Origin of the sequence: Streptomyces sp. NPDC001941, from assembly GCF_040296945.1 — a bacterium.
Lineage (GTDB): Bacteria > Actinomycetota > Actinomycetes > Streptomycetales > Streptomycetaceae > Streptomyces.
In genome coordinates this window covers 83216-105867 of record NZ_JBEOYE010000012.1, presented here as the reverse complement: position 1 = coordinate 105867, position 22652 = coordinate 83216, and the positions used below count along the sequence as shown (strand labels likewise).

The 22652-nt window shown below is 72.8% G+C and carries 23 protein-coding genes; 12 read left to right on the top strand and 11 right to left on the bottom strand.

Annotated features, from left to right (window positions below; genetic code table 11):
* Positions 1–3 precede the first annotated feature (3 nt).
* The 4 genes from ABT160_RS12240 to ABT160_RS12225 are packed head-to-tail and all read left to right on the top strand — an operon-like array spanning position 4 to position 4020.
* Complete coding sequence (locus ABT160_RS12240; RefSeq protein WP_351646664.1) at positions 4–1152, top strand: acyl-CoA dehydrogenase family protein; 1149 nt, start codon at positions 4–6, stop codon at positions 1150–1152.
* Positions 1149–2243 (top strand): enoyl-CoA hydratase/isomerase family protein, encoded by a 1095-nt coding sequence (locus ABT160_RS12235; RefSeq protein WP_351646662.1) that lies wholly within the window; start codon positions 1149–1151, stop codon positions 2241–2243. Before ABT160_RS12240 ends, ABT160_RS12235 begins: the two co-directional genes overlap by 4 nt.
* The gene (gene mmsB, locus ABT160_RS12230) at positions 2240–3163 is read left to right on the top strand and encodes a 3-hydroxyisobutyrate dehydrogenase (protein WP_351646661.1); all 924 of its coding nucleotides are present in this window, start codon (positions 2240–2242) and stop codon (positions 3161–3163) included. The genes ABT160_RS12235 and mmsB overlap by 4 nt, the downstream gene beginning before the upstream one ends.
* Positions 3160–4020 (top strand): enoyl-CoA hydratase, encoded by an 861-nt coding sequence (locus tag ABT160_RS12225; RefSeq protein WP_351646660.1) that lies wholly within the window; start codon positions 3160–3162, stop codon positions 4018–4020. Before mmsB ends, ABT160_RS12225 begins: the two co-directional genes overlap by 4 nt.
* Positions 4021–4038: 18 nt before the next feature.
* Here ABT160_RS12225 and ABT160_RS12220 read toward each other — a convergent pair whose 3' ends face one another.
* Together ABT160_RS12220 and ABT160_RS12215 are read right to left on the bottom strand one after the other, a co-directional pair.
* Entirely contained in the window at positions 4039–4599 is a 561-nt protein-coding gene (locus tag ABT160_RS12220) for a GNAT family N-acetyltransferase (protein ID WP_351646658.1), read from the bottom strand.
* A gap of 71 nt (positions 4600–4670) precedes the next feature.
* Positions 4671–5465 (bottom strand): SDR family NAD(P)-dependent oxidoreductase, encoded by a 795-nt coding sequence (locus ABT160_RS12215; RefSeq protein WP_351646657.1) that lies wholly within the window; start codon positions 5463–5465, stop codon positions 4671–4673.
* A 174-nt stretch (positions 5466–5639) separates the two neighbouring features.
* Here ABT160_RS12215 and ABT160_RS12210 point away from each other — a divergent pair, with 174 nt between their 5' ends.
* Positions 5640–6278, top strand: coding sequence for a hypothetical protein (locus ABT160_RS12210; RefSeq protein WP_351646656.1), 639 nt, complete (start codon positions 5640–5642; stop codon positions 6276–6278).
* A 27-nt stretch (positions 6279–6305) separates the two neighbouring features.
* Here ABT160_RS12210 and hemC read toward each other — a convergent pair whose 3' ends face one another.
* Positions 6306–7238, bottom strand: coding sequence for a hydroxymethylbilane synthase (hemC, locus tag ABT160_RS12205; RefSeq protein WP_351646654.1), 933 nt, complete (start codon positions 7236–7238; stop codon positions 6306–6308).
* A gap of 302 nt (positions 7239–7540) precedes the next feature.
* On the opposite strand from hemC, the gene ABT160_RS12200 reads away from it, so the two are divergent.
* The 3 genes from ABT160_RS12200 (at position 7541) to ABT160_RS12190 (ending at position 10255) form a co-directional block, all read left to right on the top strand.
* Positions 7541–8203, top strand: coding sequence for a pentapeptide repeat-containing protein (locus ABT160_RS12200; protein WP_351646653.1), 663 nt, complete (start codon positions 7541–7543; stop codon positions 8201–8203).
* Between the two features lie 142 nt (positions 8204–8345).
* On the top strand, positions 8346–9599 hold the full coding sequence (locus tag ABT160_RS12195) for a sensor histidine kinase (RefSeq protein WP_351646651.1): 1254 nt from the start codon (positions 8346–8348) through the stop codon (positions 9597–9599).
* Positions 9596–10255, top strand: coding sequence for a response regulator (locus tag ABT160_RS12190; protein WP_351646649.1), 660 nt, complete (start codon positions 9596–9598; stop codon positions 10253–10255). The genes ABT160_RS12195 and ABT160_RS12190 overlap by 4 nt, the downstream gene beginning before the upstream one ends.
* Positions 10256–10297: 42 nt before the next feature.
* Here the strand turns inward: ABT160_RS12190 and ABT160_RS12185 are convergent, their stop codons facing one another.
* The 4 genes from ABT160_RS12185 to ABT160_RS12170 form a co-directional block, all read right to left on the bottom strand.
* The gene (locus ABT160_RS12185) at positions 10298–11293 is read right to left on the bottom strand and encodes a DUF418 domain-containing protein (protein WP_351646648.1); all 996 of its coding nucleotides are present in this window, start codon (positions 11291–11293) and stop codon (positions 10298–10300) included.
* A gap of 130 nt (positions 11294–11423) precedes the next feature.
* A complete protein-coding gene (locus ABT160_RS12180) occupies positions 11424–12155 on the bottom strand; it encodes a flavodoxin family protein (RefSeq protein WP_351646646.1) in 732 nt (243 codons plus the stop codon).
* 75 nt (positions 12156–12230) lie between these two features.
* On the bottom strand, positions 12231–12650 hold the full coding sequence (locus ABT160_RS12175) for a VOC family protein (RefSeq protein WP_351646644.1): 420 nt from the start codon (positions 12648–12650) through the stop codon (positions 12231–12233).
* A gap of 10 nt (positions 12651–12660) precedes the next feature.
* Positions 12661–13044, bottom strand: coding sequence for a helix-turn-helix transcriptional regulator (locus tag ABT160_RS12170; RefSeq protein WP_502984210.1), 384 nt, complete (start codon positions 13042–13044; stop codon positions 12661–12663).
* A gap of 321 nt (positions 13045–13365) precedes the next feature.
* Here ABT160_RS12170 and ABT160_RS12165 point away from each other — a divergent pair, with 321 nt between their 5' ends.
* Positions 13366–13791 (top strand): VOC family protein, encoded by a 426-nt coding sequence (locus ABT160_RS12165; RefSeq protein ID WP_351646641.1) that lies wholly within the window; start codon positions 13366–13368, stop codon positions 13789–13791.
* 218 nt (positions 13792–14009) lie between these two features.
* On the top strand, positions 14010–16385 hold the full coding sequence (locus ABT160_RS12160) for an ATP-binding cassette domain-containing protein (RefSeq protein ID WP_351646639.1): 2376 nt from the start codon (positions 14010–14012) through the stop codon (positions 16383–16385).
* Positions 16386–16489: 104 nt separating this feature from the next.
* Here ABT160_RS12160 and ABT160_RS12155 read toward each other — a convergent pair whose 3' ends face one another.
* Together ABT160_RS12155 and ABT160_RS12150 are read right to left on the bottom strand one after the other, a co-directional pair.
* Positions 16490–17530 (bottom strand): methyltransferase, encoded by a 1041-nt coding sequence (locus ABT160_RS12155; protein WP_351646637.1) that lies wholly within the window; start codon positions 17528–17530, stop codon positions 16490–16492.
* Between the two features lie 125 nt (positions 17531–17655).
* On the bottom strand, positions 17656–18489 hold the full coding sequence (locus ABT160_RS12150; protein WP_351646636.1) for an arylamine N-acetyltransferase family protein: 834 nt from the start codon (positions 18487–18489) through the stop codon (positions 17656–17658).
* Positions 18490–19174: 685 nt separating this feature from the next.
* Between ABT160_RS12150 and ABT160_RS12145 the strand changes: the two genes are divergently transcribed.
* On the top strand, positions 19175–19984 hold the full coding sequence (locus ABT160_RS12145; protein WP_351646634.1) for a methyltransferase: 810 nt from the start codon (positions 19175–19177) through the stop codon (positions 19982–19984).
* Positions 19985–20009: 25 nt separating this feature from the next.
* Here the strand turns inward: ABT160_RS12145 and ABT160_RS12140 are convergent, their stop codons facing one another.
* The gene (locus ABT160_RS12140; protein WP_351646707.1) at positions 20010–20567 is read right to left on the bottom strand and encodes a GNAT family N-acetyltransferase; all 558 of its coding nucleotides are present in this window, start codon (positions 20565–20567) and stop codon (positions 20010–20012) included.
* Between the two features lie 50 nt (positions 20568–20617).
* Between ABT160_RS12140 and ABT160_RS12135 the strand changes: the two genes are divergently transcribed.
* Positions 20618–21205: a TetR/AcrR family transcriptional regulator gene (locus ABT160_RS12135; protein WP_351646632.1), complete on the top strand. Its 588-nt coding sequence runs from the start codon at positions 20618–20620 to the stop codon at positions 21203–21205.
* Positions 21206–21251: 46 nt separating this feature from the next.
* Here ABT160_RS12135 and ABT160_RS12130 read toward each other — a convergent pair whose 3' ends face one another.
* Positions 21252–22649, bottom strand: coding sequence for an ABC transporter ATP-binding protein (locus ABT160_RS12130; RefSeq protein WP_351646630.1), 1398 nt, complete (start codon positions 22647–22649; stop codon positions 21252–21254).
* Positions 22650–22652: the final 3 nt, after the last annotated feature.

The window sequence follows — 22652 nt, the reverse complement described above, 5'->3', positions numbered from 1 at the left end:
GCCATGACGACGACCACGCTCACCAAGGACCAGCTCGCACTCGCCGAGGTCACCCTCGACTTCGCCCAGCGGCACCTCGCCCCGCACGCCGTGGCCTGGGACCGGGACAAGCACTTCCCCGTCGACGTGCTCCGCAAGGCGGCCGGGCTCGGCCTCGCGGGCGTCTACGTGCGCGAAGACCACGGCGGCTCCGCCCTCGGCCGTGCCGACGGCGTACTCGTCTTCGAAGTCCTGGCCACCGGCTGTCCCTCCATCGCCGGGTACCTCTCCATCCACAACATGGTCGGCTGGATGATCGACCGGTACGGCGACGACGGCCAGCGGGCCCGCTGGCTCCCCGGGATCACCTCCGCCGACACACTGGCGAGCTACTGCCTCACCGAACCGGGAGCCGGCTCCGACGCGGCGGCCCTGCGGACCACGGCACGGAGGGAGGGTGACGCCTACGTCCTCACCGGAGTGAAGCAGTTCATCTCCGGAGCGGGAGCCTCCGACGTGTACGTCGTCATGGCACGCACCGGCGGAGACGGCCCCTCCGGCATCTCCGCCTTCGTGGTGCGCTCCGACGACCCCGGCGTCTCCTTCGGCCCGGACGAACACAAGATGGGCTGGAACGCGCAACCCACGCGCCAGGTCGTCCTCGACGGTGTGCGCGTCCCCGCCGACCGCAGGATCGGCGCCGAGGGCGACGGGTTCCGCATCGCCATGAACGGCCTCAACGGCGGACGCCTCGGCATCGCCGCGTGCTCCCTGGGCGGCGCCCAGAGCGCCCTGGACCGCAGCCTCGCCCACCTGGCCGACCGCGAGGCCTTCGGGGCGCCCCTGCTCCAGGCCCAGGCCCTGCAGTTCCGGCTCGCCGACATGGCCACCGAACTCGCCGCCGCACGGGCCCTCGTACGACAGGCCGCCGAGGCGCTGGACCGGGGCGACCGCACGGCTCCCCAGCTGTGCGCCATGGCCAAGCGCTTCGCCACCGACACCGGCTACACGGTCGCCGACCGCGCCCTGCAACTGCACGGCGGCTACGGCTACCTGAGCGAGTACGGCATCGAGAAGATCGTCCGGGACCTCCGGGTCCACCAGATCCTGGAAGGAACCAACGAGATCATGCGCGTCATCGTCGCCCGGGGGCTCACGGAGGCCGCCCGATGACCCCGGAACCCGTCCCGCCGAACACGCCCGACGACCCGGTCCTCCTGCGCACCGAAGGGCGCGCCGCCTACCTCACGCTCAACCGCCCCCGGGCCCTCAACGCACTGACCCACACCATGGTGCGCACCATCGCGGACGCCCTGGACGCGTGGGAGGACGATCCGTCGGTCGATACGGTGGTCATCAGCGGTGCGGGCGAACGCGGACTGTGCGCGGGCGGCGACATCCGCGCCATCCACGCGGACGCGCGCGCGGGGACGATGGGATCGGCGGACTTCTGGCGGGACGAGTACCGGCTCAACGCCCGTATCGCGCGCTACCGCACACCGTACGTGGCCGTGATGGACGGCATCGTCATGGGCGGAGGGGTCGGTGTTTCGGCCCATGGCACCGTACGGGTCGTGACCGAGCGCTCGCGCGTCGCGATGCCGGAGACGGGGATCGGCTTCGTCCCGGACGTCGGAGGCACCTATCTGCTCGGCCTCGCCCCCGGAGAGCTGGGCACCCACCTCGCCCTCACCGGCGCCGCCGTCGGCGCGGCCGACGCACAGCTGTGCGGCCTCGCCGACCACTTCGTGCCCTCGTCCGCCCTGCCCGCGTTCCTCGCGGACCTGGCCCTGATGCCCGTACGGGAAGCACTCTCCCGGTCCGTGGGAGAGGCACCGTCCGGCGAACTCGCCGCACACCGGCAGTGGATCGACGAGTGCTACGGCGCGGACACGGTCGAGGAGATCGTCGAACGGCTGGCGGCCCGCGACGAACCCGCCGCCCGCGCGAGCGTGACGTCGCTGATGGAGAAGTCACCGACCGCACTGAAGGTCACCCTGGCGGCCCTGCGCCGCGCCCGGGGACTCGGGCCGCTGGAGAACGTCCTGGAACAGGAGTACCGGGTCTCCTGCGCCGCACTGGGCCACCCCGACCTGGCCGAGGGCATCCGCGCCCAGGTCGTCGACAAGGACCGTGCGCCGCGCTGGACGCCCGCCACCTTCGTCGAGGTGACCGCCACGGACGTCGAGCGCTTCTTCGCGCCGCTCGGCGACCGTGAACTGCGCCTGGCCACCGCGCCCCTGACCCAGGAGGTCCCCTGGTGAGCACCGCGTCGACCATCGCCTTCATCGGACTCGGCCACATGGGCGGGCCCATGGCCGCCAGCCTCGTCAGGGCGGGCCACCGCGTCCTCGGGTACGACCTCGTGCCGCGCGCGTGTGCGGCGGCCGCGGCCGACGGGGTGGAGGTGGCGCCCTCCGCCTCCAGCGCGGCGGCCGGCGCCGAGGTCGTGATCACCATGCTGCCCGAAGGCCGTCACGTGCTCGCCCTCTACCGGGACGAGGGACTGCTGTCCGCGGCGTCGCCCGGCACCCTGTTCATCGACTGCTCCACGATCGACGTCGCCACCGCGCGCGTGGCCCACGCTGCCGCGGTGGAGGCTGGACACCGCGCCCTGGACGCCCCGGTGTCCGGCGGAGTGGTGGGGGCACAGGGCGCCACCCTGACCTTCATGGCGGGCGGCAGTGCGCCCGACTTCGCACGCGCGCGGCCGTTCCTCGCCGCGATGGGCAGGAAGGCCGTGCACTGCGGTGACGCGGGCGCGGGCCAGGCGGCCAAGATCTGCAACAACATGATCCTCGGCATCTCGATGATCGCCGTGAGCGAGGCGTTCGTCCTCGCCGAGAGCCTCGGGCTCGCCCACCAGGCGCTGTACGACGTGGCGTCCACGGCCTCCGGCCAGTGCTGGGCGCTGACCGTCAACTGCCCCGTACCCGGACCCGTGCCGGACAGCCCGGCCAACCGCGACTACCGCCCGGGGTTCGCCGCCCCGCTCATGGCCAAGGACCTCGGGCTGGCCGCGGACGCCATCCGCGAGGGCGAGGTGGCCGCGGAGCTCGGCCTGCGCGCGGCGGAGCTGTACGCGCGGTACGCCGAGGGAGCGGGCGCGGGGCAGGACTTCTCGGGGATCGTAGGGACGATCAGAGCGGGCACGCCCCGCGGAACGGACGGAGTGCCGCGATGACCGGCGACAACAGAGTGACCGGCGACAACAGCGTGACCGACGGGGACAACGGGCACGACAGCGGATGGGAGACCACGCACGCGCACGCGTACGAGACCATCCTGGTCGAGCGCAGGGGCCGCACCGCCCTGATCACCCTCAACCGGCCCAGGGCCCTGAACGCGCTGAACCTGCAGCTGATGACGGAGGTCGTCGCGGCGGCCGAAGCGCTCGACCGCGACCCCGGCATCGGCTGTCTGGTCCTCACCGGCTCCGCGAAGGCCTTCGCGGCCGGGGCCGACATCAAGGAGATGCGCCCGCAGGTGTACCCGGACACGTACCTGAGCGACTGGTTCGCCGTCTGGGACCGCTTCGCACAGGTGCGCAAGCCCACGGTCGCCGCCGTCGCCGGACACGCGCTCGGCGGGGGCTGCGAGCTGGCGATGATGTGCGACGTCCTGATCGCCGCCGACACGGCCTCCTTCGGCCAGCCGGAGATCAAGCTCGGTGTGATCCCCGGCATCGGGGGCTCGCAGCGGCTGACCCGCGCCATCGGCAAGGCCAAGGCCATGGACCTCTGTCTGACCGGCCGCACCATGGGGGCGCAGGAGGCCGAGCGCGCCGGCCTGGTCTCACGGACGGTCGCCGCCGGGGCACTGCTCGACGAGGCACTCACCGTCGCCGACACCATCGCGGGAATGTCCGCGCCGGTCACGATGATGGCCAAGGAGGCGGTGAACCGGGCCTTCGAGACCACGCTCGCGGAGGGTGTCCGTTTCGAGCGGCGGCTCTTCCACGCACTGTTCGCGACGGCCGACCAGAAGGAGGGCATGACGGCCTTCATGGAGAAGCGCCCGCCCGAGTTCACCCACCGCTGACCGGAGGGGGAGGGGCCGTCAGCGCGCCAGCGCCTTCTGGAACCACGCCACGTCCCAGAACCGCCCGAACTTGCGGCCCACCTCGCGGTGCACACCCGCGGGCTCGAAACCGAGCCGCAGGTGGAGCCGCTCCGAGGCGGCGTTCGGCACGGTGACGGCCGCCAGGGCCTGGCGTACGTCCTCCCCGGCCAGCGCATCGAAGAGCGCCTCGTACAGCAGCCCGCCGACGCCTCGCCCGACCTGCTCGGGCGCCAGGTAGACACTGGTCTCCACCGAGGTCTCGTACGCCTTCTTGGGGCGGAACGGACTGCTGGTCGCGTAGCCGATCACCGTGCCGTTCCGCTCGGCCACGATCAGCCGGTACGGGCCGTGGTCCGGGTGGCTCTCCAGCCACGGGCGGCGCTGCTCGACGGTGAACCGGTCGATGTCGAAGGTGATCGGCGTCTCGGCGACGTAGTGGTTGTAGATGCGGGTCAGTTCGGAGAGATCGCCCTCGTGGCCCGGACGGAGGCGGGGGCCCGCGTCCGCCGTCCCGTCCGCGCTGTTGTCCGTACTCGTTCGGCTGACCTCGGTGTTCATGCGGCCGACAGTAGCCCACGCGCGTTTCACACCTGTTTCGCGCTTCCGGGCCGACCGGCCGGGAAGCGCGCCTACGGCAGGATCGAGTCGACGTACCCGCCGTCCACGCGCAGCGCGCCCCCCGTGGTCGCGGAAGCCTGGTCCGAGGCCAGGTAGACGACCATGTTGGCGATCTCCTCGGGCTCGATCAGACGCTGCAGGAGCGACTGCGGACGGTGCAGCCGCATGAACTCGCGCTGCGCCTCGTCCCAGGGCAGCTCCCGGTCGACCAGTTCGTACACGAAGTCCTCCACACCGCCCGTGTGCGTCGGCCCCGCGATCACCGAGTTCACGGTCACACCCGTCCCCGCTGCCTGCTTCGCGAACCCGCGCGTGACCGACAGCAGGGCCGTCTTGGACACCCCGTAGTGGATCATCTCGGCGGGGATCGCCACCGCCGAGTCACTGGCGATGTTCTGCACGCGCCCCCAGCCCCGCTCGGCCATCCCGGGCAGGAACTGGCGGATGAGCCGGACCGCCGCCAGGACGTTCACCTCGAAGTACCGGCGCCACTCGGCGTCCGTGATCTCCAGTGGATCGGCCGAACCGAAGATCCCCAGGTTGTTCACCAGGACGTCCACGCGCGGGAGCGCGTCGGCCGCCGCGCGGGCGCCCTCCTCGGTGGTGACGTCGGCGGCCACGGCGACCAGGTCGCAGCCCGGCACCCGTGCGCCGATCTTGGCGATCGCCGCGTCGACGCGTTCCTTCGTGCGGCCGTTGATGCCGACACGCGCCCCGGCGCGCGCCAGGCCGGTGGCGATGGCGGCGCCGATGCCCTGGGTGGAACCGGTGACCAGGGCGGTGCGTCCCGTCAGATCGATGTGCATGAGCGCGCGGACTCCTTCGTTGCTGGGGGCAGGGGTGTGCCCGTCACCGTTCCCCGGCACGCGGCCGCCCTAACGGGGTGCGTGTCCTCGGGCGGATCCGCGCCGTTGGGTACGGCACCGGGGAGATCACGCAGATCGAAGCCGTCCCACGACGACGGACGACGGGGGATCCAGATGACGCACACCGAGCACACGCACGCGGGCGAGTACGCCGGGCACGGGGGACGGCCCCCGTTCACGGACGCCATGGCGCCCTCCGCGCCGTTCCCGTCCGGGCTACGGGACAGGCTCGTCGAACTGATCTGCGCCGGACACAGCGCCGGCACGGCGGCGCTGGAGACCGGAATCCCGTACGAGGACGTGCTGCGGGCCGCCGCCCAGGACCTGCGGCTCGCCGCCGCCATCGCCGGACGCGACCCCGACGGCCGCCAGGAGGAGCGCATCCGGCAGCGGGCCACCCTCCTGGTGTGCATGGCCATGGGGATGAACCGCGTCGACGCGGCACGGGCGGCCGGTCTCTCCGACCACCTGGTGTCCACCTGGTCGGCCACGGACAGCGTGTTCCGCGGCGCCTACCGGGAAGTGGGCCGCATGGCGGCCGAGTACGGGGTGCAGATGAGCACGCGCGTGACCGCCAAGCGCGCGGAACTCGTCATCGGACACGTACGCACGGGAGCGACGACCGCGGAGGCCTGCGCGGCGGCAGGCGTCGCCCAGGAGGCCGTACGGGCCCGGCTCGAACGCGACGGAGAGTTCGCACGACGGATGCGCGAGGCGGAGGAGTCGGGACGGCAACTGGCGCGCGGAGCGTAGCGGGCCCCGCCCGCGCTGCCCGTCCGCTCAGTGCGGGATGCTGTCGATCAGGTCCCGCGCGCCCTGGCGCAGCAGCGCCACCCCCACGGACATGCCGAGCGTCGCGGGATCGAGCGGCCCCGCCCACTCGTGGGCGTCCAGGACCTGCTTGCCGTCCGGGCTGAACACCCGCCCCCACAGCGACAGCCGGCCGTCCGCCGCGCACTGCGCGTACCCGGCGATCGGACTGTTGCAGTGGCCCTGCAGCACGTGCAGGAGCATGCGCTCGGCGGTCGTCTCCCGCCACGCCGCCGGGTCCCCCAGGCCCCGCACGGTCTCCTCGGTCGACTCGTCGTCCTCACGGCACTGCAGCGCCAGCACCCCGGCACCGATGGGCGGGCACATGCGGTCCACCCCGAGCACCTCGCTGATCACGTCCGCGCGCCCGATGCGCTCCAGGCCCGACACGGCGAGCAGCAGGGCGTCGGCCTGCCCCTCGGCCAGCTTGGCCAGCCGCCGGTTGGCGTTGCCGCGCATGGGCACGCACTCCAGGTGCGGGTACGCGGCGGCCAGCTGCGCCTTCCGGCGGACCGACGACGTCCCGATGCGCGTGCCCGGCGGCAGCTCGTCCAGCGTCAGGCCCGCGGGGTGCACGAGCGCGTCACGGATGTCGTCGCGCTTGAGGAAGGCCGCGAACCGGGTGCCCGCAGGCAGCGGACGGTCGGCGGGAATGTCCTTCACGCAGTGCACCGCGAGGTCGGCCTCGCCCGCGAGCAGCGCCGCGTCGACCTCCTTGGTGAACGCGCCTTTCCCGTCGACCTGCGAGAGGTCGCCCATCCACTTGTCACCCGTGGTCTTCACGGGAACGACCTCCGTACGGATCCCCGGGTGCAGTGCCCCGAGCTCGGCGCGCACGCGGGCCACCTGGGCGAGCGCCATGGGGGAGTCACGGGAGACGATGCGGATCAGTTCTGCGGGCATGGAGCCACGATAGGGGTAACCCACTCGTGCGACAGGGCGGGATCCACTCCTGAACTACTGGAGACCACACGGAAGTTGGGCCACTCGCGCGCGTGAGCGGATTTCTCGCGGCGCGCCGCCGGGCAGGCCGCCGTGGCTGGGGGAGGGCTCGGGCACGGACCGCGCCGCTCGTCCGGAGCGCAGCCGTCCGGGTCCCGATTGGGCAGAACCGATCGGACAGCGATATCCATGGAGGGCTCCCACCGGGCGGGAACGACCGGCCCTCCGGGAGGGCCGCCCGCCGCCGACCCCGAGGACCCCGCATGCGCACCCCGTCGCCCCGAGACCTGGCCGCACTCCCGTACGCGCCGTACCTGACCCCGTTCGAGGGCGGCCCGCTCGAACGGGAGAGCCTGTACGAGTGCGTCCACTTCGACGGATGCTCCTTCGAGGACTCCGACTGCGGCAACACCCGGTTCACCGAGGCCGCGTTCTCCTCGGTCACCTTCGCCCAGGGGCGCTACCGGCGGTCGCGCTTCGGCGAGGTGTGGTTCCACAACGCGCGCGTGATCGGCGCCGACTTCGCCGAGACCAGCTGGCAGGAGGGGGAGTGGCGGGACAGCCTCTTCGCCGGTACGGAGATCCACGCCGCCGACCTGCAGCGCACCGTCTTCCACCACTGCAAGTTCGACTCGGTGAACTTCCGCATGGCCAAGCTGACGAACGTGACCTTCGTCGACTGCCTGCTGCGCGACGTCGGCTTCGACGGGGCGACACTGACCTCCGTGGCCTTCCCCGGCTCCACGCTGGACGGCATCACGCTGGACAAGGCCGTCCTGAAGAAGGTGGACCTGCGCGAAGCCTCCGCGCTGTCCATCGCCTCGGGCGTCGCGGCACTCAGGGGCACCACGATCAGCACCCACCAGATGCTCGACCTGGCCCCCGAGCTCGCCCGCATCGCCGGCATCACCGTGAAGGACCGCTGACACAGCCCCGTGGGTCAGGCCCGTGGGACAGGGCAGTGACACGGGCCCGTGGGACAGGCCCGTACGAATGGCCGGGGCCAGCGGCGCGCAATCAACCGTTCGGCCGGTGCGGACGGCCCGTCCGCCTCCCTACTGTCACACAGTGAGCACGTACCTCCCCGGCCGTCCCCGCCCCCGGCCGGACGCACCGCACGCCGAGCAGCCGTGGATCAGGCAGCCGTGGACCACCCAGCGATGCGCGGCGGTGCTCGCCGCCGCCGTCGGAGCGGTCCTGCTGGTCGCCGTGGATGTACTCAGCGTCCGGCCCGGCCGCCTCTGGCCCGTGCTGGTCTGTGAAGCCCTGGTCACCGCCGTCGCGTTCGCGCCCCTGCCGCGGCTGAGGCTGCCGTGGCGGGCGGCAGCGGCCATCGGCCTGTCCCTGGGCGGCACCGCCCTCCTCACCACCTGGGACGGCGGGGTCACCGGCAGCTGGGGCCTGCTGGAGACCGCCGCGCTGCTGGTGCTGCTGGGCAGGACCGCCCGTCGCGCACCGGCGGGCATCGCGGTCGGCCTCAGCCTGCTGCTCGCCGTCTCCGTCATGGCCCTGCCCCTGCGGATGCGCAGCACCGACGGGGACACGTTCGCCTTCCTGCTCACCCTGGCCGCCGCGGGCGCCGGCGGGCTCGGGGCCTACCTGCGCGTCCTCGACGACCGCCGCGACCGTGCCGTACTGGCCGTGCGCGACGCCGAGCGCCGCGAGCTCGCCCGCGACCTGCACGACTTCGTCGCCCACCACGTCACCGGCATCGTGGTCCAGGCCCAAGCCGCCCAGGCGGTCCGGGAGAGCGCCCCCGACCAGCTGGAACCGATCCTGCGCTCCATCGAACGGGCCGGCACCGAGACCCTCGACTCGATGCGCCGACTGGTCCGTGTCCTGAGGGAGGAGTCCACCCAGGCCGTACGCCAGGGAGAGCTGACCGCCGAACTCGCCGAGCTGGTCGCCGCGCACGGCCGCGACGGGCGCGGCGCGGACGCCCGGCTGCGCGTCTCGTCCGCCGCCCGGGCGGCCCGGCTCGCCCCCGAAGTGGGCACCTCGGTGCAGCGCGTCGTCCAGGAAGGACTGACGAACATCGCCCGCCACGCGGCAGGGGCGGAGCAGGCCGACGTCGTACTGGACACGGACCACGGCGCGCTCGTCGTGGACGTCGTCAACAGCGCGCCGCCCCGGAGGACCACCCCGCCCGGCGGACGCGGCGGCCTCGGCCTGATCGGTCTGCGCGAACGCACCGAGGCCGTGAACGGCAGCTTCGCCGCAGGGCCCGAACCGGGCGGCGGCTGGCGCGTCACCGCCCGCTTCCCCACCCTCGCCGCACCGCCGCCGGCGGCCGACGGCGAGCTGGCAGGATCGGGGCCATGAGCGCCACCACACGGGTCCTGATCGCCGACGACCAGGAGATGGTCCGCACCGGCTTCCGGCTGATCCTGGACACCCAGCCGGACCTGGAAGTCGTCGCCGAGGCCGCCGACGGCGCCCAGTGCGTGGAACTCGCCCGCCGCCTGCGCCCCGACGTGTGCCTCGTCGACATCCGGATGCCCAGGCTCGACGGCCTCGAAGTGACCCGCCTGCTGGCCGGACCCCAGGCCGCCGAACCCCTCCCGGTGGTCGTCGTCACCACCTTCGACCAGGACGACTACCTCTACGGCGCCCTCCGCGCGGGCGCCCTGGGCTTCCTGCTCAAGGACGGCGGCTCGGCCCTGCTCGTCGAAGCGGTGCGCGCCGCGGCCCGCGGCGACGCGCTGGTCTCCCCGGCCGTCACCCTGCGGCTCCTCGAACGGCTCGGCCCGGCCGACCCACCACCCGCACCCGAGGCCGAGGCCCACCTCTCGGAGCGGGAACTGGACGTCGTACGCCTCGTCGCCCGCGGCCGCACCAACCAGGAGATCGCCGACGGTCTCTTCATCTCCATGTCGACGGTCAAGTCGCACCTGGTCTCCATCCAGAACAAGCTGACCGCCCGCAACCGCGTGGAGATCGCGGCCTGGGCCTGGGAGACGGGGCTGATGCGGCGTTGACGCGGCGGGAGTGAGGAGCGGACGGGGCGGCGGTACGGGCGCTCAGCGCTTGAGCGACACGGGCTCCCACCACGTCACGCACCGCCAGGCCCACTCCAGCGGGCCGTACCGGAACCGCCCGAGCCAGGCCCGGCTCACGACCGACTGGACGACGAGGATCGCGACCGCCAGGGCCACCGCGACGCCGAAACGGTTCGAGCCGCGCAGCCCCAGCAGCGGGACCGGCCCCAGGACCAGCAGGGTCGCCATCACGTAGTTGGTGAGGGCCGTACGGCCGAGCGGTGCCAGGGCCGCCGACAGGCCACGGCCGAGCGGACCGCGCAACAGCAGCAGGAAGCCCGAGACGTAGGCGACGGCGCCCACCAGACCGGCGATCGCCGCGGCCCGCGTTGCCACCGCGTCGTACGTGCTCCGGTGCTGCCACACGGCGGCGGCGACCGCGAGCGGGGCGGAGACGCCGAAGGCCACGGCCAGCTGACGGCCGCGCCGCTCCAGGGTGTCGGCTATGCCGTAGCGGGCCGTGGCGGCCCCGAGCAGGAACAGCCCCGGGATCACGGCCACACCGCCGCCCGCGAGGGTCACCCCCGCCACCGTGCCCACCAGACCGCCCGCCAGCACCGCCCAGCGCGGCAGCCAGGTCGCCGGGAGGAGCACGAGCAGTCCGCACATCGCGTAGGGCAGCAGCGCCTCGCCCGGATAGATCCACTGGTGCAGTGCGCCGATGACCGCCAGGGCCAGGAGACGGCGCAGCAACAGCACCCTCGGCCTGGCCGCGCGGGCCGCCGCGCTCTCGAAGAAGAGCACGAAGCTCAGCCCGAACAGGAACGAGAACAGCGGGAAGAACCGGTGCTGCACCGTGAGGTCCAGGGCCTCGCGGGCGGGCAGGAGCCGCCCGGCCGTCTCGAAGCCCGGCATCTCCGCTATCTGCGGGATGTTCACCAGGAGGATCCCGCACAGCGCGAACCCGCGCAGGGCGTCGAGTGCGTCGATGCGGCTGCGCCGCGCACCGCGAGCGGGGGCACTGGAAAGAGTGGTCACGGCTGCTCCAGGTCGGGGACGATTCCCCTCCACCTTCGCGAGCCGGACCGGGTTCCCGCCCCCACCGCAGGGACGAATCGCCCGACTCCGTACCGTCCGAAAGTACGAGTCAGCGGCACTCGGGTGCGAGTCAGCGGTACTCGGGGTTCTCGAAGTCGAAGCGGCAGCCCGCGTCCCACTCGGATCGCTGGTTGCCGTGGGCGGGGATGCCGCCCGCGTCCTTGAGCAGGCGCGCCATGTGCAGGAGGTTCCAGGTCATGAAGGTGGTGTTGCGGTTGGTGAAGTCGTTCTCGGGGCCGCCGGAGCCCGGGTCGAGGTAGTTGGGCCCCGGGCCCGCCTCGCCGATCCAGCCCGCGTCGGCCTGGGGCGGGATGGTGTAGCCGATGTGCTGGAGGCTGTAGAGGACGTTCATCGCGCAGTGCTTGATGCCGTCCTCGTTGCCGGTGATCAGACAGCCGCCGACGCGGCCGTAGTACGCGTACTGGCCCTGCTCGTTGAGGACGCCGGACAGGCCGTACAGGCGCTCGATGACCAGCTTCATCACGGAGCTGTTGTCGCCCAGCCAGATCGGGCCGCCCAGGACCAGGACGTCGGCCGCGGCGACCCGCTCGTAGAGCGCGGGCCACGCGTCGCTCGCGGCGCCGTACTCGGTCATGTCGGGGCGCACGCCGAACGCGATGTCGTGGTCCACGGCCCGGAACTCGTCGACGGTCACCCCCTGCTTCTCCATGATCGCCTTGCTGATGTCGATCAGGCCCTGGGTGTTGCTGACCTCGGGGGAGTGCTTCAGGGTGCAGTTGACGAACAGGGCGCGCAGGTCGTCGTAGCGCGCCGGAGGGGGCGGGGACTGGGGAGCGGGCACGGGGACCTCCGGAAGGGGGCGGGGTACCGAGTACTCGGCACCGGGCGTCGTGCGTCGTGGCGGGCGGGCCCGGTCTCAGGCGTCGCGGAGGGGCTGGGTGAAGCGCAGGAGGTTGCCGGACGGGTCGCGGAAGGCGCAGTCGCGCATCCCGTACGGCTGGTCCATCGGCTCCTGGAGGACGTCGCCGCCCGCCTCGCTGATCCGCTTGAAGGTGGCGTCGCAGTCCGCCGTGGAGAAGATCACGCCGCGCAGCAGGCCCTTGGCCAGCAGCTCGGCCATGGCCCGGCGGTCGTCCGGGGCGGCGGCGGGGTCGGCCAGCGGCGGCTCCAGGACGATGTTCACGTCCGGCTGGGACGGCGAGCCGACGGTCACCCAGCGCATCCCCTCGAAGCCCACGTCGTTGCGGACGTCGAGGCCGAGGACGTCACGGTAGAAGGCGATCGCCTTGTCGTGGTCGTCGACGGCGATGAAGCACGTCGAGAGGGATATGTCCATGACGCCCACGTTAAGGGCGCGCGGGGGCTTGTGCCGCCCCGGGACGGGGCTTCTTCGCCGGACGCGTGTGGATCTTGGCGATGCAGGCCGGGATGGCCGCGCCGGCCTCGTGCCCGCGGGCCCGGTAGGAGCTGGGGGTCTCTCCGACCAACTGGGTGAAGCGGGAGCTGAAGGACCCCAGGGACGTACACCCCACGGCGAAGCACACCTCGGTGACCGTCAGGTCGCCGCGCCGGAGCAGCGCCTTGGCCCGCTCCACGCGGCGGGTCATCAGATAGCTGTACGGCGTCTCGCCGTAGGCCGTGCGGAAGCTGCGGGAGAAGTGGCCCGGGGACATGAGGGCCTCCCGCGCGAGGGCGGGGACGTCGAGAGGTTCTGCGTAGTCGCGGTCCATGCGGTCGCGGGCTCGGCGGAGGCGGACGAGGTCTTCCAGTGGCTGCCTGGGCACGGTCCGAGTGTGGCACGGGGGTGTGACAACCGGGTTCCCGCTCCCTGTCCGGGCTCTCCTGAGCCGGGCTTTCGCCGTTGACCTCGTGCGCACCGGCGCGGGCCGTGCGCGGAAGCGGACGGCGCGCGAAAGCAGGCTGTGCGCGGAAGCGTCGCGGACCGCGCGTGAGACGGGCGTGGGCCGTGCGTCAAAGCGGCGCGGGCCGTGCGTGAAAGCGGTCAGGAATGGAGAAGCCGGATCGGGCGGCGCGTTCCTAGGGTCGAAGGCATGGACCTCACCATTCACTGGACCTTCCTCCCGCACACCGACCCGGAGGCCTCGCTCGGCTTCTACCGCGACACCCTCGGCTTCGAGGTGCGCAACGACGTCGGGTACGAGGACATGCGCTGGATCACCGTCGGGCCCGTGGGCCGCCTCGACACCTCCGTCGTCCTGGAGCCGCCCGCCGCTGACCCCGGGCTCACCGACGAGGAGCGGCGCACCATCGCCGTACTGATGGACAAGGGCACGTACGCGCGCCTCACCCTGGCGACCCCCGACCTCGACGCCGTCTTCGACCGGGTGCAGGCGGCCGGGGCCGAGGTCGTGCAGGAGCCCATCCAGCAGCCGTACGGCGTGAGGGACTGTGCTTTCCGTGATCCGTCGGGCAACCTGATCCGGATCAACGAGCTGCCGCCCGGGACGCCGTCGTGATCCCTCGGGACCGGTTCGCCGAGCGGGCCGGTTCGGGCCCGCGTACGCTGACCAGCCCATAACGAAGAACACGCGCAACCCGTAACCCACAACCCGTAATCCGTAATCCGTAATCCGTAAGAAGATCACGCGTCACCCGTCAGAAGATCAGAAGAGCGCGGGTGACAAGAACAAGACCCCCTCCACAGGAACCACACCGCACGGGAGAGACGAGCCGCATGGCCAAGAGCACGCCGCACGCCGCCGACAGCCACGACATGATCCGGGTGCACGGCGCGCGCGAGAACAACCTCAAGGACGTCAGCATCGAGCTCCCGAAGCGGCGCCTGACGGTGTTCACCGGCGTCTCGGGTTCCGGCAAGAGCTCGCTGGTCTTCGAGACCATCGCCGCCGAGTCGCAGCGGATGATCAACGAGACGTACAGCGCGTTCGTACAGGGCTTCATGCCGACCATCGGGCGCCCCGACGTCGACGTGCTGGACGGCCTGACCACGGCGATCACGGTCGACCAGCAGCGGATGGGCGGCGACCCGCGCTCCACCGTCGGCACCGCGACCGACGTCAACGCGATGCTGCGGATCCTCTTCAGCCGGCTGGGCAAGCCCCACATCGGCTCGCCCAAGGCGTTCTCCTTCAACGTCGCCTCGATCAGCGGGGCCGGCGCGGTCACCGTGCGCAAGGGCGGCATGGAGGTCAAGGAGCGGCGCAGCTTCAGCGTCACCGGCGGCATGTGCCCGCGCTGCGAGGGGCGGGGCAACGTCACCGACTTCGACCTGACCCAGCTGTACGACGACGGCAAGTCGCTCAACGAGGGCGCGCTGACCATCCCCGGTTACACGATGGACGGCTGGTACGGGCGGATCTACCGGGGCTGCGGCTTCTTCGACCCGGACAAGCCGATCCGCAAGTACACCAAGCGGGAGCTGGCGGACCTGCTGTACAAGGAGCCGGTCCGGATCAAGGTCGAGGGGATCAACGTCACCTTCGAGGGCCTGATCCCGAAGATCCAGAAGTCGATGCTCTCCAAGGACGTGGAGTCGCTGCAGCCGCACGTGCGCGCGTTCGTGGAGCGGGCGATGACCTTCACGGTCTGTCCCGACTGCGACGGCACGCGGCTCAGCGAGGGCGCCCGCTCCTCGAAGATCAAGCGCAAGAGCATCGCGGACGTCTGCGCGATGGAGATCAGGGACGTCGCCGAGTGGGTGCGCGGGCTGGACGAGCCGTCCGTCGCGCCGCTGCTGGAGGCGCTGCGCGAGACCCTCGACTCGTTCGTGGAGATCGGCCTCGGCTACCTCTCCCTGGACCGGCCCTCGGGCACCCTGTCCGGCGGTGAGGCCCAGCGCGTCAAGATGATCCGCCACCTGGGCTCCTCGCTCACCGACGTCACGTACGTCTTCGACGAGCCGACCTCCGGGCTGCACCCGCACGACATCCAGCGGATGAACGACCTGCTGCTGCGCCTGCGCGACAAGGGCAACACGGTGCTGGTCGTCGAGCACAAGCCCGAGATGATCGCCATCGCCGACCACGTCGTCGACCTCGGCCCCGGGGCCGGTACGGCGGGCGGCGCGGTCTGCTTCGAGGGCACCGTCGAGGGACTGCGGGCCAGCGGCACCATCACCGGGCGGCACCTGGACGACCGCGCCTCGCTCAAGGAGTCGGTGCGCAAGGCGGAGGGCACCCTGGAGATCCGCGGGGCCGGGGCCAACAACCTGCGTGACGTTGACGTGGACGTCCCGCTCGGCGTGCTCACCGTGGTGACCGGTGTCGCGGGCTCCGGGAAGAGCTCGCTGGTACACGGCTCGATCCCGGCCGACGCGGGCGTGGTCTCCGTCGACCAGAGCCCGATCAAGGGCTCGCGGCGCAGCAACCCGGCGACGTACACGGGTCTGCTCGAACCCATCCGCAAGGCGTTCGCCAAGGAGAACGGCGTCAAGCCGGCGCTGTTCAGCGCCAATTCGGAGGGCGCCTGCCCCACCTGCAACGGCGCCGGCGTCATCTACACCGACCTCGGGGTGATGGCGAGCGTCTCCACCACCTGCGAGGACTGCGAGGGCAAGCGCTTCGACGCCTCGGTCCTCGAGTACCGCTTCGGCGGGCGCGACATCAGCGAGGTCCTGGCGATGCCGGTGGCCGAGGCGGAGGCGTTCTTCGGCTCCGGCGAGGCCCGCATCCCGGCGGCGCACCGCATCCTGGAGCGCCTGGTGGAGGTGGGCCTGGGCTACCTGACCATCGGCCAGCCGCTGACCACGCTGTCCGGGGGCGAGCGCCAGCGCCTGAAGCTGGCGACCCACCTGGGCGACAAGGGGGGCAGCGGGATCTACGTCCTGGACGAGCCCACCACCGGACTGCACCTCGCGGACGTGGAGCAACTCCTCGCCCTGCTCGACCGGTTGGTGGACTCGGGCAAGACGGTGATCGTGGTGGAGCACCACCAGGCGGTCATGGCGCACGCCGACTGGATCATCGACCTGGGCCCGGGGGCGGGCCACGACGGCGGCCGGATCGTCTTCGAGGGGACGCCCGCCGACCTGGTCGGTGCCCGTAAGAAGACGATCACGGGCGAGCACCTGGCGGAGTACGTGGGGGCGTGATCGCGCCCGGGGTGCGCGGCCGCGATACAAGGCCAGCGCACCCCGCACCCCGCACCCGCACCCCGCACCCGCATCCGCGCCCCGCGCGCCCACCGCCCCCTCGCTCAGTCCACCCTCGCCTCCACCACCGACAGCACCGTCCCCGTCGGGATCACCCGCAGCAGCCGTAGCCCGGCGGAGGTGAAGAGGGTCACGAAGTCGGCCGCCGTGCGCTCGCGGCCCGTCAGCGACGTCATCATCAGCAGGTCGAGGTCCTTGGACTGGTGCGGCTCGTTGCCCGCCGGGACCACCGCGTCCACCACCAGGACCCGGCCGCCCGGGGCCAGCGCGCGGCGGCAGTTGCGCAGCAGCGTCACGCACCGCCCGTCGTCCCAGTCGTGCAGGATCCGCTTCAGGACGAGGACGTCACCGGTCGGTACGGCGGAGAAGAAGTCGCCCTCGGCGGTGCTCCAGCGCCCGGCCAGCGCCCCGTCCTCGCCGAGTCGCTGGCCCGCCAGCACATGGGCGGCGTCGTACAACAGGCCGTCCATCGACGGGTGCTGGCGCAGGACCGCGGCGAGGAAGCCGCCGTGTCCGCCGCCGATGTCCACCACGGTCCCCTTGGGCGGCAGCGCGCAGGCCGCGGCGATCGCGTCGTTCTCGGCGTCCGACATGGCCGCCATGCCCCGGTGGAAGACGGCGCTGGTGTCGGGGTCCTGGGCGAAGTGCTCGAAGAACGGCGTGCCGAAGAGGGCCTCGAAGGCGGAGCCGTCCCCGGTGAGGCAGCGCTCCATGTCCCCGGCGGGCTGCCAGAACGTACGGTCGGTGAGCATCAGCACCGCCTCGCGCGCCGACCCCGGCGCACCGGACCGCAGCGCGTGGGCCGCGGACGTGAGCCGGAACCGCCCGTCGGCGTCCTCGGCGAACACCCCGCGGGTGGCGAGCAGCCGCAGCACCCGGTGCAGGTTGCGCGGGTCGCTGCCGGTGCGCCGGGCGAGCTCGGCGACCGTGCGCGGCCCGTCGGCCAGGTGGTCGGCCACGCCGGCCGAGGCGGCGGCGCGCAGGGCGGCCGGGTAGACGAAGCCGAGCGACTGGTCGATGAGGTACGCGGCGGCCGCGCGGTCCGGCGCGTGGGCGGGGGACGCGGTGGCGACGGGCTCGGGCATCAGCTGCTCCTGAGGTGTCGGATGGCGGGGCCCAGGGTGCCAGTCATATGCCAACGCGTACACGCGGCCCGGCGGGCGGCGCGGCGCCCGTGGCCGGTAATGGCGCCCGGCCCCTGCCGCCCCGCTCATCCCGGTGGCCCGGGCGGTGACTCCCGTACCGGCCGGGTGTGCCACAGGAAGCGGGCCCGCTGTACCAACTGCGGGTGCCCGTGCAGCACTTCGTCCAGTACGGCGGGCAGCTGCGACCCGGACGTGATGCGGGCCGAGGTCTGCACCCCGTCGCGCGAGCGGAACACCCGGTCGCCCCGCACCAGGGTGTGCCCGCCGTCCGGATGGGTGCGCCCGCACAGCAGGGAACGGCCGAACTCCGACCGCGCGTGATGGTCGGCCACCCGCTCGTGGTGCTCGCGGGTGGGGGAGGGCAGGACGAGGCGGAACAGCGGCCGGGGCGCGGTGTCCTGGGTGCCGCGCAGCAGGACGGGAACGCCGTCGTCGTCGCGCGAGCGGGTGAACAGCCAGTCGTCCTGCCAGTGCCGGGAGGCGTCCAGGGCGAACGGCGTGTGGCTGGTGACGCCGAAGTGGGCGACGTCCACGAAGTATGCGCGTCCGTCGAGGGACACGTGCAGCACGACGTGCTCCGCCAGTTCCGACCACGCCCGCAGGTCCGGCTGCCACACCTGCGCGCTCACGTACCGCACCCCGAACCCGACGCGGACGAGGAAGTGGCCGAGCAGCCGGTTGAGTTCGAGCGAGCAGCCGCCTCGGCCCCGCTCGACCACCTTCACGTACACGTCGTACAGGTCGAGGCCCGGGCGGGCGCCCCGGGTGAAGTCCAGCGTCTCGAACGGTACGGCGAGCACGTGGGCGCGGCAGACGGCCTTGAGGAAGGGGAGCGTGGGCGCGGGGCGCGCCGTGCAGCCCAGCCGTCGGAGGTAGCCGTCCAGGGCGAGGCCCGTCACGGCGGTCGGGCGGGGCCGGAGCGGGCGGGGGTGTCGAGGGGGCGCGGGGGTGCCTGGCGCATGGGGCGGTCCGTGACTGGAGCGGGGCGGGTGCTCCCGCGTGCCGACAGTGGGGAGCGGTCACCGCGTGCCGTGCGACGACGCCTGTGCGGGGGACACCCCTACGTCAACATCCGTACGGAAAGCGCGTTTTGTGAACGGTCCGGTTCCAGCGTAGGGACGTGCCGGTGGCAGGTGTCAATGGCGTACGACCCGACCCGGCGACCCCCTGGAACGTCTGTCGCGGCGCGAACGGACGAGCGCTGGGGGCGTTCCGGGCGCGGGTGACGGATCGCGCGCCGCCGTCCCGCCCGGGTGCGCGGGCGTACGCATCCCCGCAGGCCACCAGGGTCGGACCCGAAGTGCCTTACCGATGATGTGAGTTGACCGACCGGTGGTCACGCGTCGCCGGACGGTGGACGGCGCCGAGGGGGCTCACGCGCCGCGCGCTGCTCCGAAGGGGGGAATCGCGCCGCACGAGGGAGGGGTGAAGGGCGGGGGGATCTTCACGGGGCCGCGTCCGCCGGGATGCTGGGGGCTGTTCCACGGATCGCACGATCATGTGGAGTCCCACGGATCGCACGGATCACGTGGAGTCCCACGGGTCCGGACGGGCCGCGTGGCGCGCGGACTGCGGAGGTGCACCATGACGTCGGCTGACGGCTCCCGGACGGCAGGGTTCTACGGGGACGAACTCGGCCACGCCAACCCCATCGAGTCGGCCCGCCTCAAAGCGCTCACGGCCGCCTTCGACCAGGACACCGTGCGCCGCCTGAACGCCGTCATCGGCGTGCACGGCGAGTGGCACTGCCTGGAGGTGGGCGCGGGCACCGGCACCATCGCCCAGTGGCTGGCCCGGCGCTGCCCGCGCGGCGAGACCACCGCCACCGACGTCGACCTGAGCCTGCTGCCGGCCGACCAGCCGCCCCGGCTGAAGGCCCTGGTGCACGACGTCACCCGGGACGACTTTCCCGAGGGCTCCTTCAACGTCATCCACGCCCGCTTCGTGCTGATGCACCTGCCCGAGCGCGACGACGTAGTGCGCCGCATGCTGAGCTGGCTGGCCCCCGGCGGCACCCTGCTGATCGAGGAGCTCGTCGACTTCCCCTGCCACAGCCTGCCGCCGGGCGACCCGGTACGGCGCAGCGTCGTCGAGGCACTGAAGATGCTCCGCGCGTCCTACGGCCTCGACGACAACTGGGGCGCGCGGGCGCCGGAGGCCTTCCGGGCCGCCGGGTTCGCCGACGTCCAGGCCGAGGCGTCGCTGCCGACCTTCCACGCGGGCGCGCCCGTCCTGGACTTCTGGCGCCTGACCCTGGTCGCGCTCACCCCGCACCTGGTGGAGCGCGGGGTGCTCACGTCGGCGCAGATCGAGGAGGCGCTGGCCGCGCTGGCGCACCCGGACCACCTGTCGTTCCCGCTGGGGGTGATCGCCGTACGGGGCCGCAGGCCGTGAGCACGGCCGGGCGGCCCGGGCGGGGTCAGCGCGCGGACGCGGCGGCGCGCCACTCCGGGGCGAGCACCGCCCAGACCTGGGTGTCGTGGCGCTCGCCGCCGAACGGCCAGGACTCCCGCAGGGTGCCCTCGAGCGTCATGCCCAGGCGCGCCGCGACCGCCCCGCTGCGCACGTTGTCGCCCCGGCAGTGCCACTCGGCGCGGTGCAGCCCCCGCTCGGCGAAGGCCCACTCGATCAGGGTCGCGCAGGCGGGGGTCACCAGGCCGCGCCCCTCCGCCGCCGGCTCCACCCAGCAGCCGACCTCGCAGGTGCCGCCGACCGCGTCGAGGCTGACGAACATCACGCCGCCGACCAGCTTGCCGTCCAGCCGGATGCCGTACAGCCGGGCGCCGTCGGCGGCCTGGCGCTCGGCGTAGCGCAGCAGCGTGCCGCGCGCTCCGTCGAGGTCGTCGGTGACGAAGGCCTGGCCCACCCACGGCCGGATGTGCTCGCGCGCCCGGTCCATGTGGGCGGCGAACTCCTCGGCGTGGCGCACCTCCAGCGGGAACAGGACGGCGTCGTCGCGCAGCGGCAGGGAGAACAACAGGGACACCTCATTTACACAACAAGCGTTATGCGGATTACGGTAGCACTGTGCCACGAAGCAGGGGAGACCACGAAGCCCGCCGCCGCGACGTCTCGGAAGCGGTGTGGCGGGTCCTCGCCGCGCACGGGTTCGGCGGACTGACCATGCGGGCCGTCGCCGCCGAGCTAGGCGCCACCACCGGGCTGCTCACCCACTACTTCCCCGCCAAGCGCGACCTCGTGGTGCACGCCCTGGACCTGCTCGACGAACGCACCGCCGCCCGGCCCCGGGCGAGCGGCGGCGAGGGCCTGGCCGCCCTGCGCACCGCCCTGCTCGGCATCCTGCCGCTGACCGCCGAGGCGAGGGCCAGCAACCGGATCTGGGTGTCCTCCTGGGACGCCGCCCTCGCCGACCCCGAACTGAGCGCCGACTACGGCCGCAAGTACGGGCGCGCCCGGCACCGGCTGCGCGCCCTGGTGGCCGCCGCCCAGGAGCGGGGCGAACTCCCGCCCGGCGACCCGGACCGGACCGCGGCCGCCGCGCAGGCGTTCGTGCTCGGCCTGGTGGTCCAGTCGCTCTTCGACCCGGAGGCCTTCCCGCCCGAGCGTCAGGTCCGGCTCCTGGACGACCACTTGGCGGCCCTGGCCGGATCCTGACGGCCGGTAGACGGCCGGTGGGGCGCGTCAGGCCCCGGAGCCCCCGTCAGGCCCCGGCGCGCCCCGGCGGCTCCTCATGCTCCTCGCCCTCGTCCGCCCGGTACTCCTGCGGGTCCGCGTCGTAGGAGTACAGCTCCGCGTAGCGGCCCCAGTCGGTGGCCGTCTCCAGCTGGCGGTCGATCTGCTCGCTCGTGTAGTGGTGGGCCAGCAGGTCCCGGAAGAAGCCCGCGCGGACCGGGCCCTCGGAGCGGGTGCGCACGCTGGTGGCGATCAGCTTCACCAGCGGGACCTGGAGCGCGGCCCGGGCGAACACGGTCTTGGACTGCTGGACGTCCGCCTGGGCGTACGTGGTGCCCGTCTCGGTGAGCACCAGGTCGTCGTCGCTGACCGCCGCGAAGCCCAGCAGGTCCAGGGCGTCGACCTGGGGGAGGATGTCGTCGACCTCCAGGCCCAGGTCGTCGGCCAGGTCCGCCAGGTCGCAGCGGCCTCCCCGGTGCAGCACCATCTCGGCCAGGCCGGAGAATCCGTCGACGCTGGCGGTGGGCAGCGGGGTGTTGGCCACCGTGCGCTTGTCGACCGCCGTGGCGCGGCCCTGCGCCCGCGCCTCCTTCTGCCGGCCCGTCATCGCCCGGTACACCTGGTCGATCAGCGCCTCGAAACCCGGGTGCGTACGGTCGCGCGGACGCGCCAGGTCCACGTCGAAGACCTCGCGGATCATGCCGTACGGACGCGAGCCGAGGACCACGATCCGGTCCGCCATCAGCACCGCCTCCTCGATGTTGTGCGTGACCACCACGATCGCGCGGGTGGGGAACTGGCCCGACTCCCACAGCTCCATCAGCTCGCCGCGCAGGTTCTCCGCCGTCAGCACGTCCAGCGCCGAGAACGGCTCGTCCATCATCAGCACGTCCGGCTCCACCACCAGCGCCCGCGCGAAGCCCACGCGCTGGCGCATGCCGCCGGAGAGCTCCTTGGGGTAGGCCGACTCGAAGCCGTCCAGGCCGATCAGGTCGATGGCCTGCCGCGCCGACGCGGCCCGCTCGGCCGCGCCCACCCCCTTGGCCTCCAGGCCCAGTTCGACGTTCTGCTGCACCGTGAGCCAGGGCAGCAGCGCGAACGTCTGGAACACCATCGCCGTCCCCGGGTTCGCGCCCGTCAGCGGGGCGCCCCGGTAGGTGACGGACCCCGAGCTGGCCGGCACCAGGCCCGCGAGGCAGCGCAGCAGCGTGGACTTCCCCGAACCCGACTTGCCGAGCAGGGCGACCACCTCGCCCGCCCGGATCCGCAGGTCGATGCCGGAGAGCACCGGCAGCTCGCCGTCCGCGCCCGCGTACGACTTCGTCAGGCCGACCGTCTCCAGGAGGACCTCCCCGTCGGCCACGGGCGGCAGGCCGGCCGCGGGGGTACGGGGGGTGCGCAGGCGGCGCAGCGCGTCGAGGACCATGTC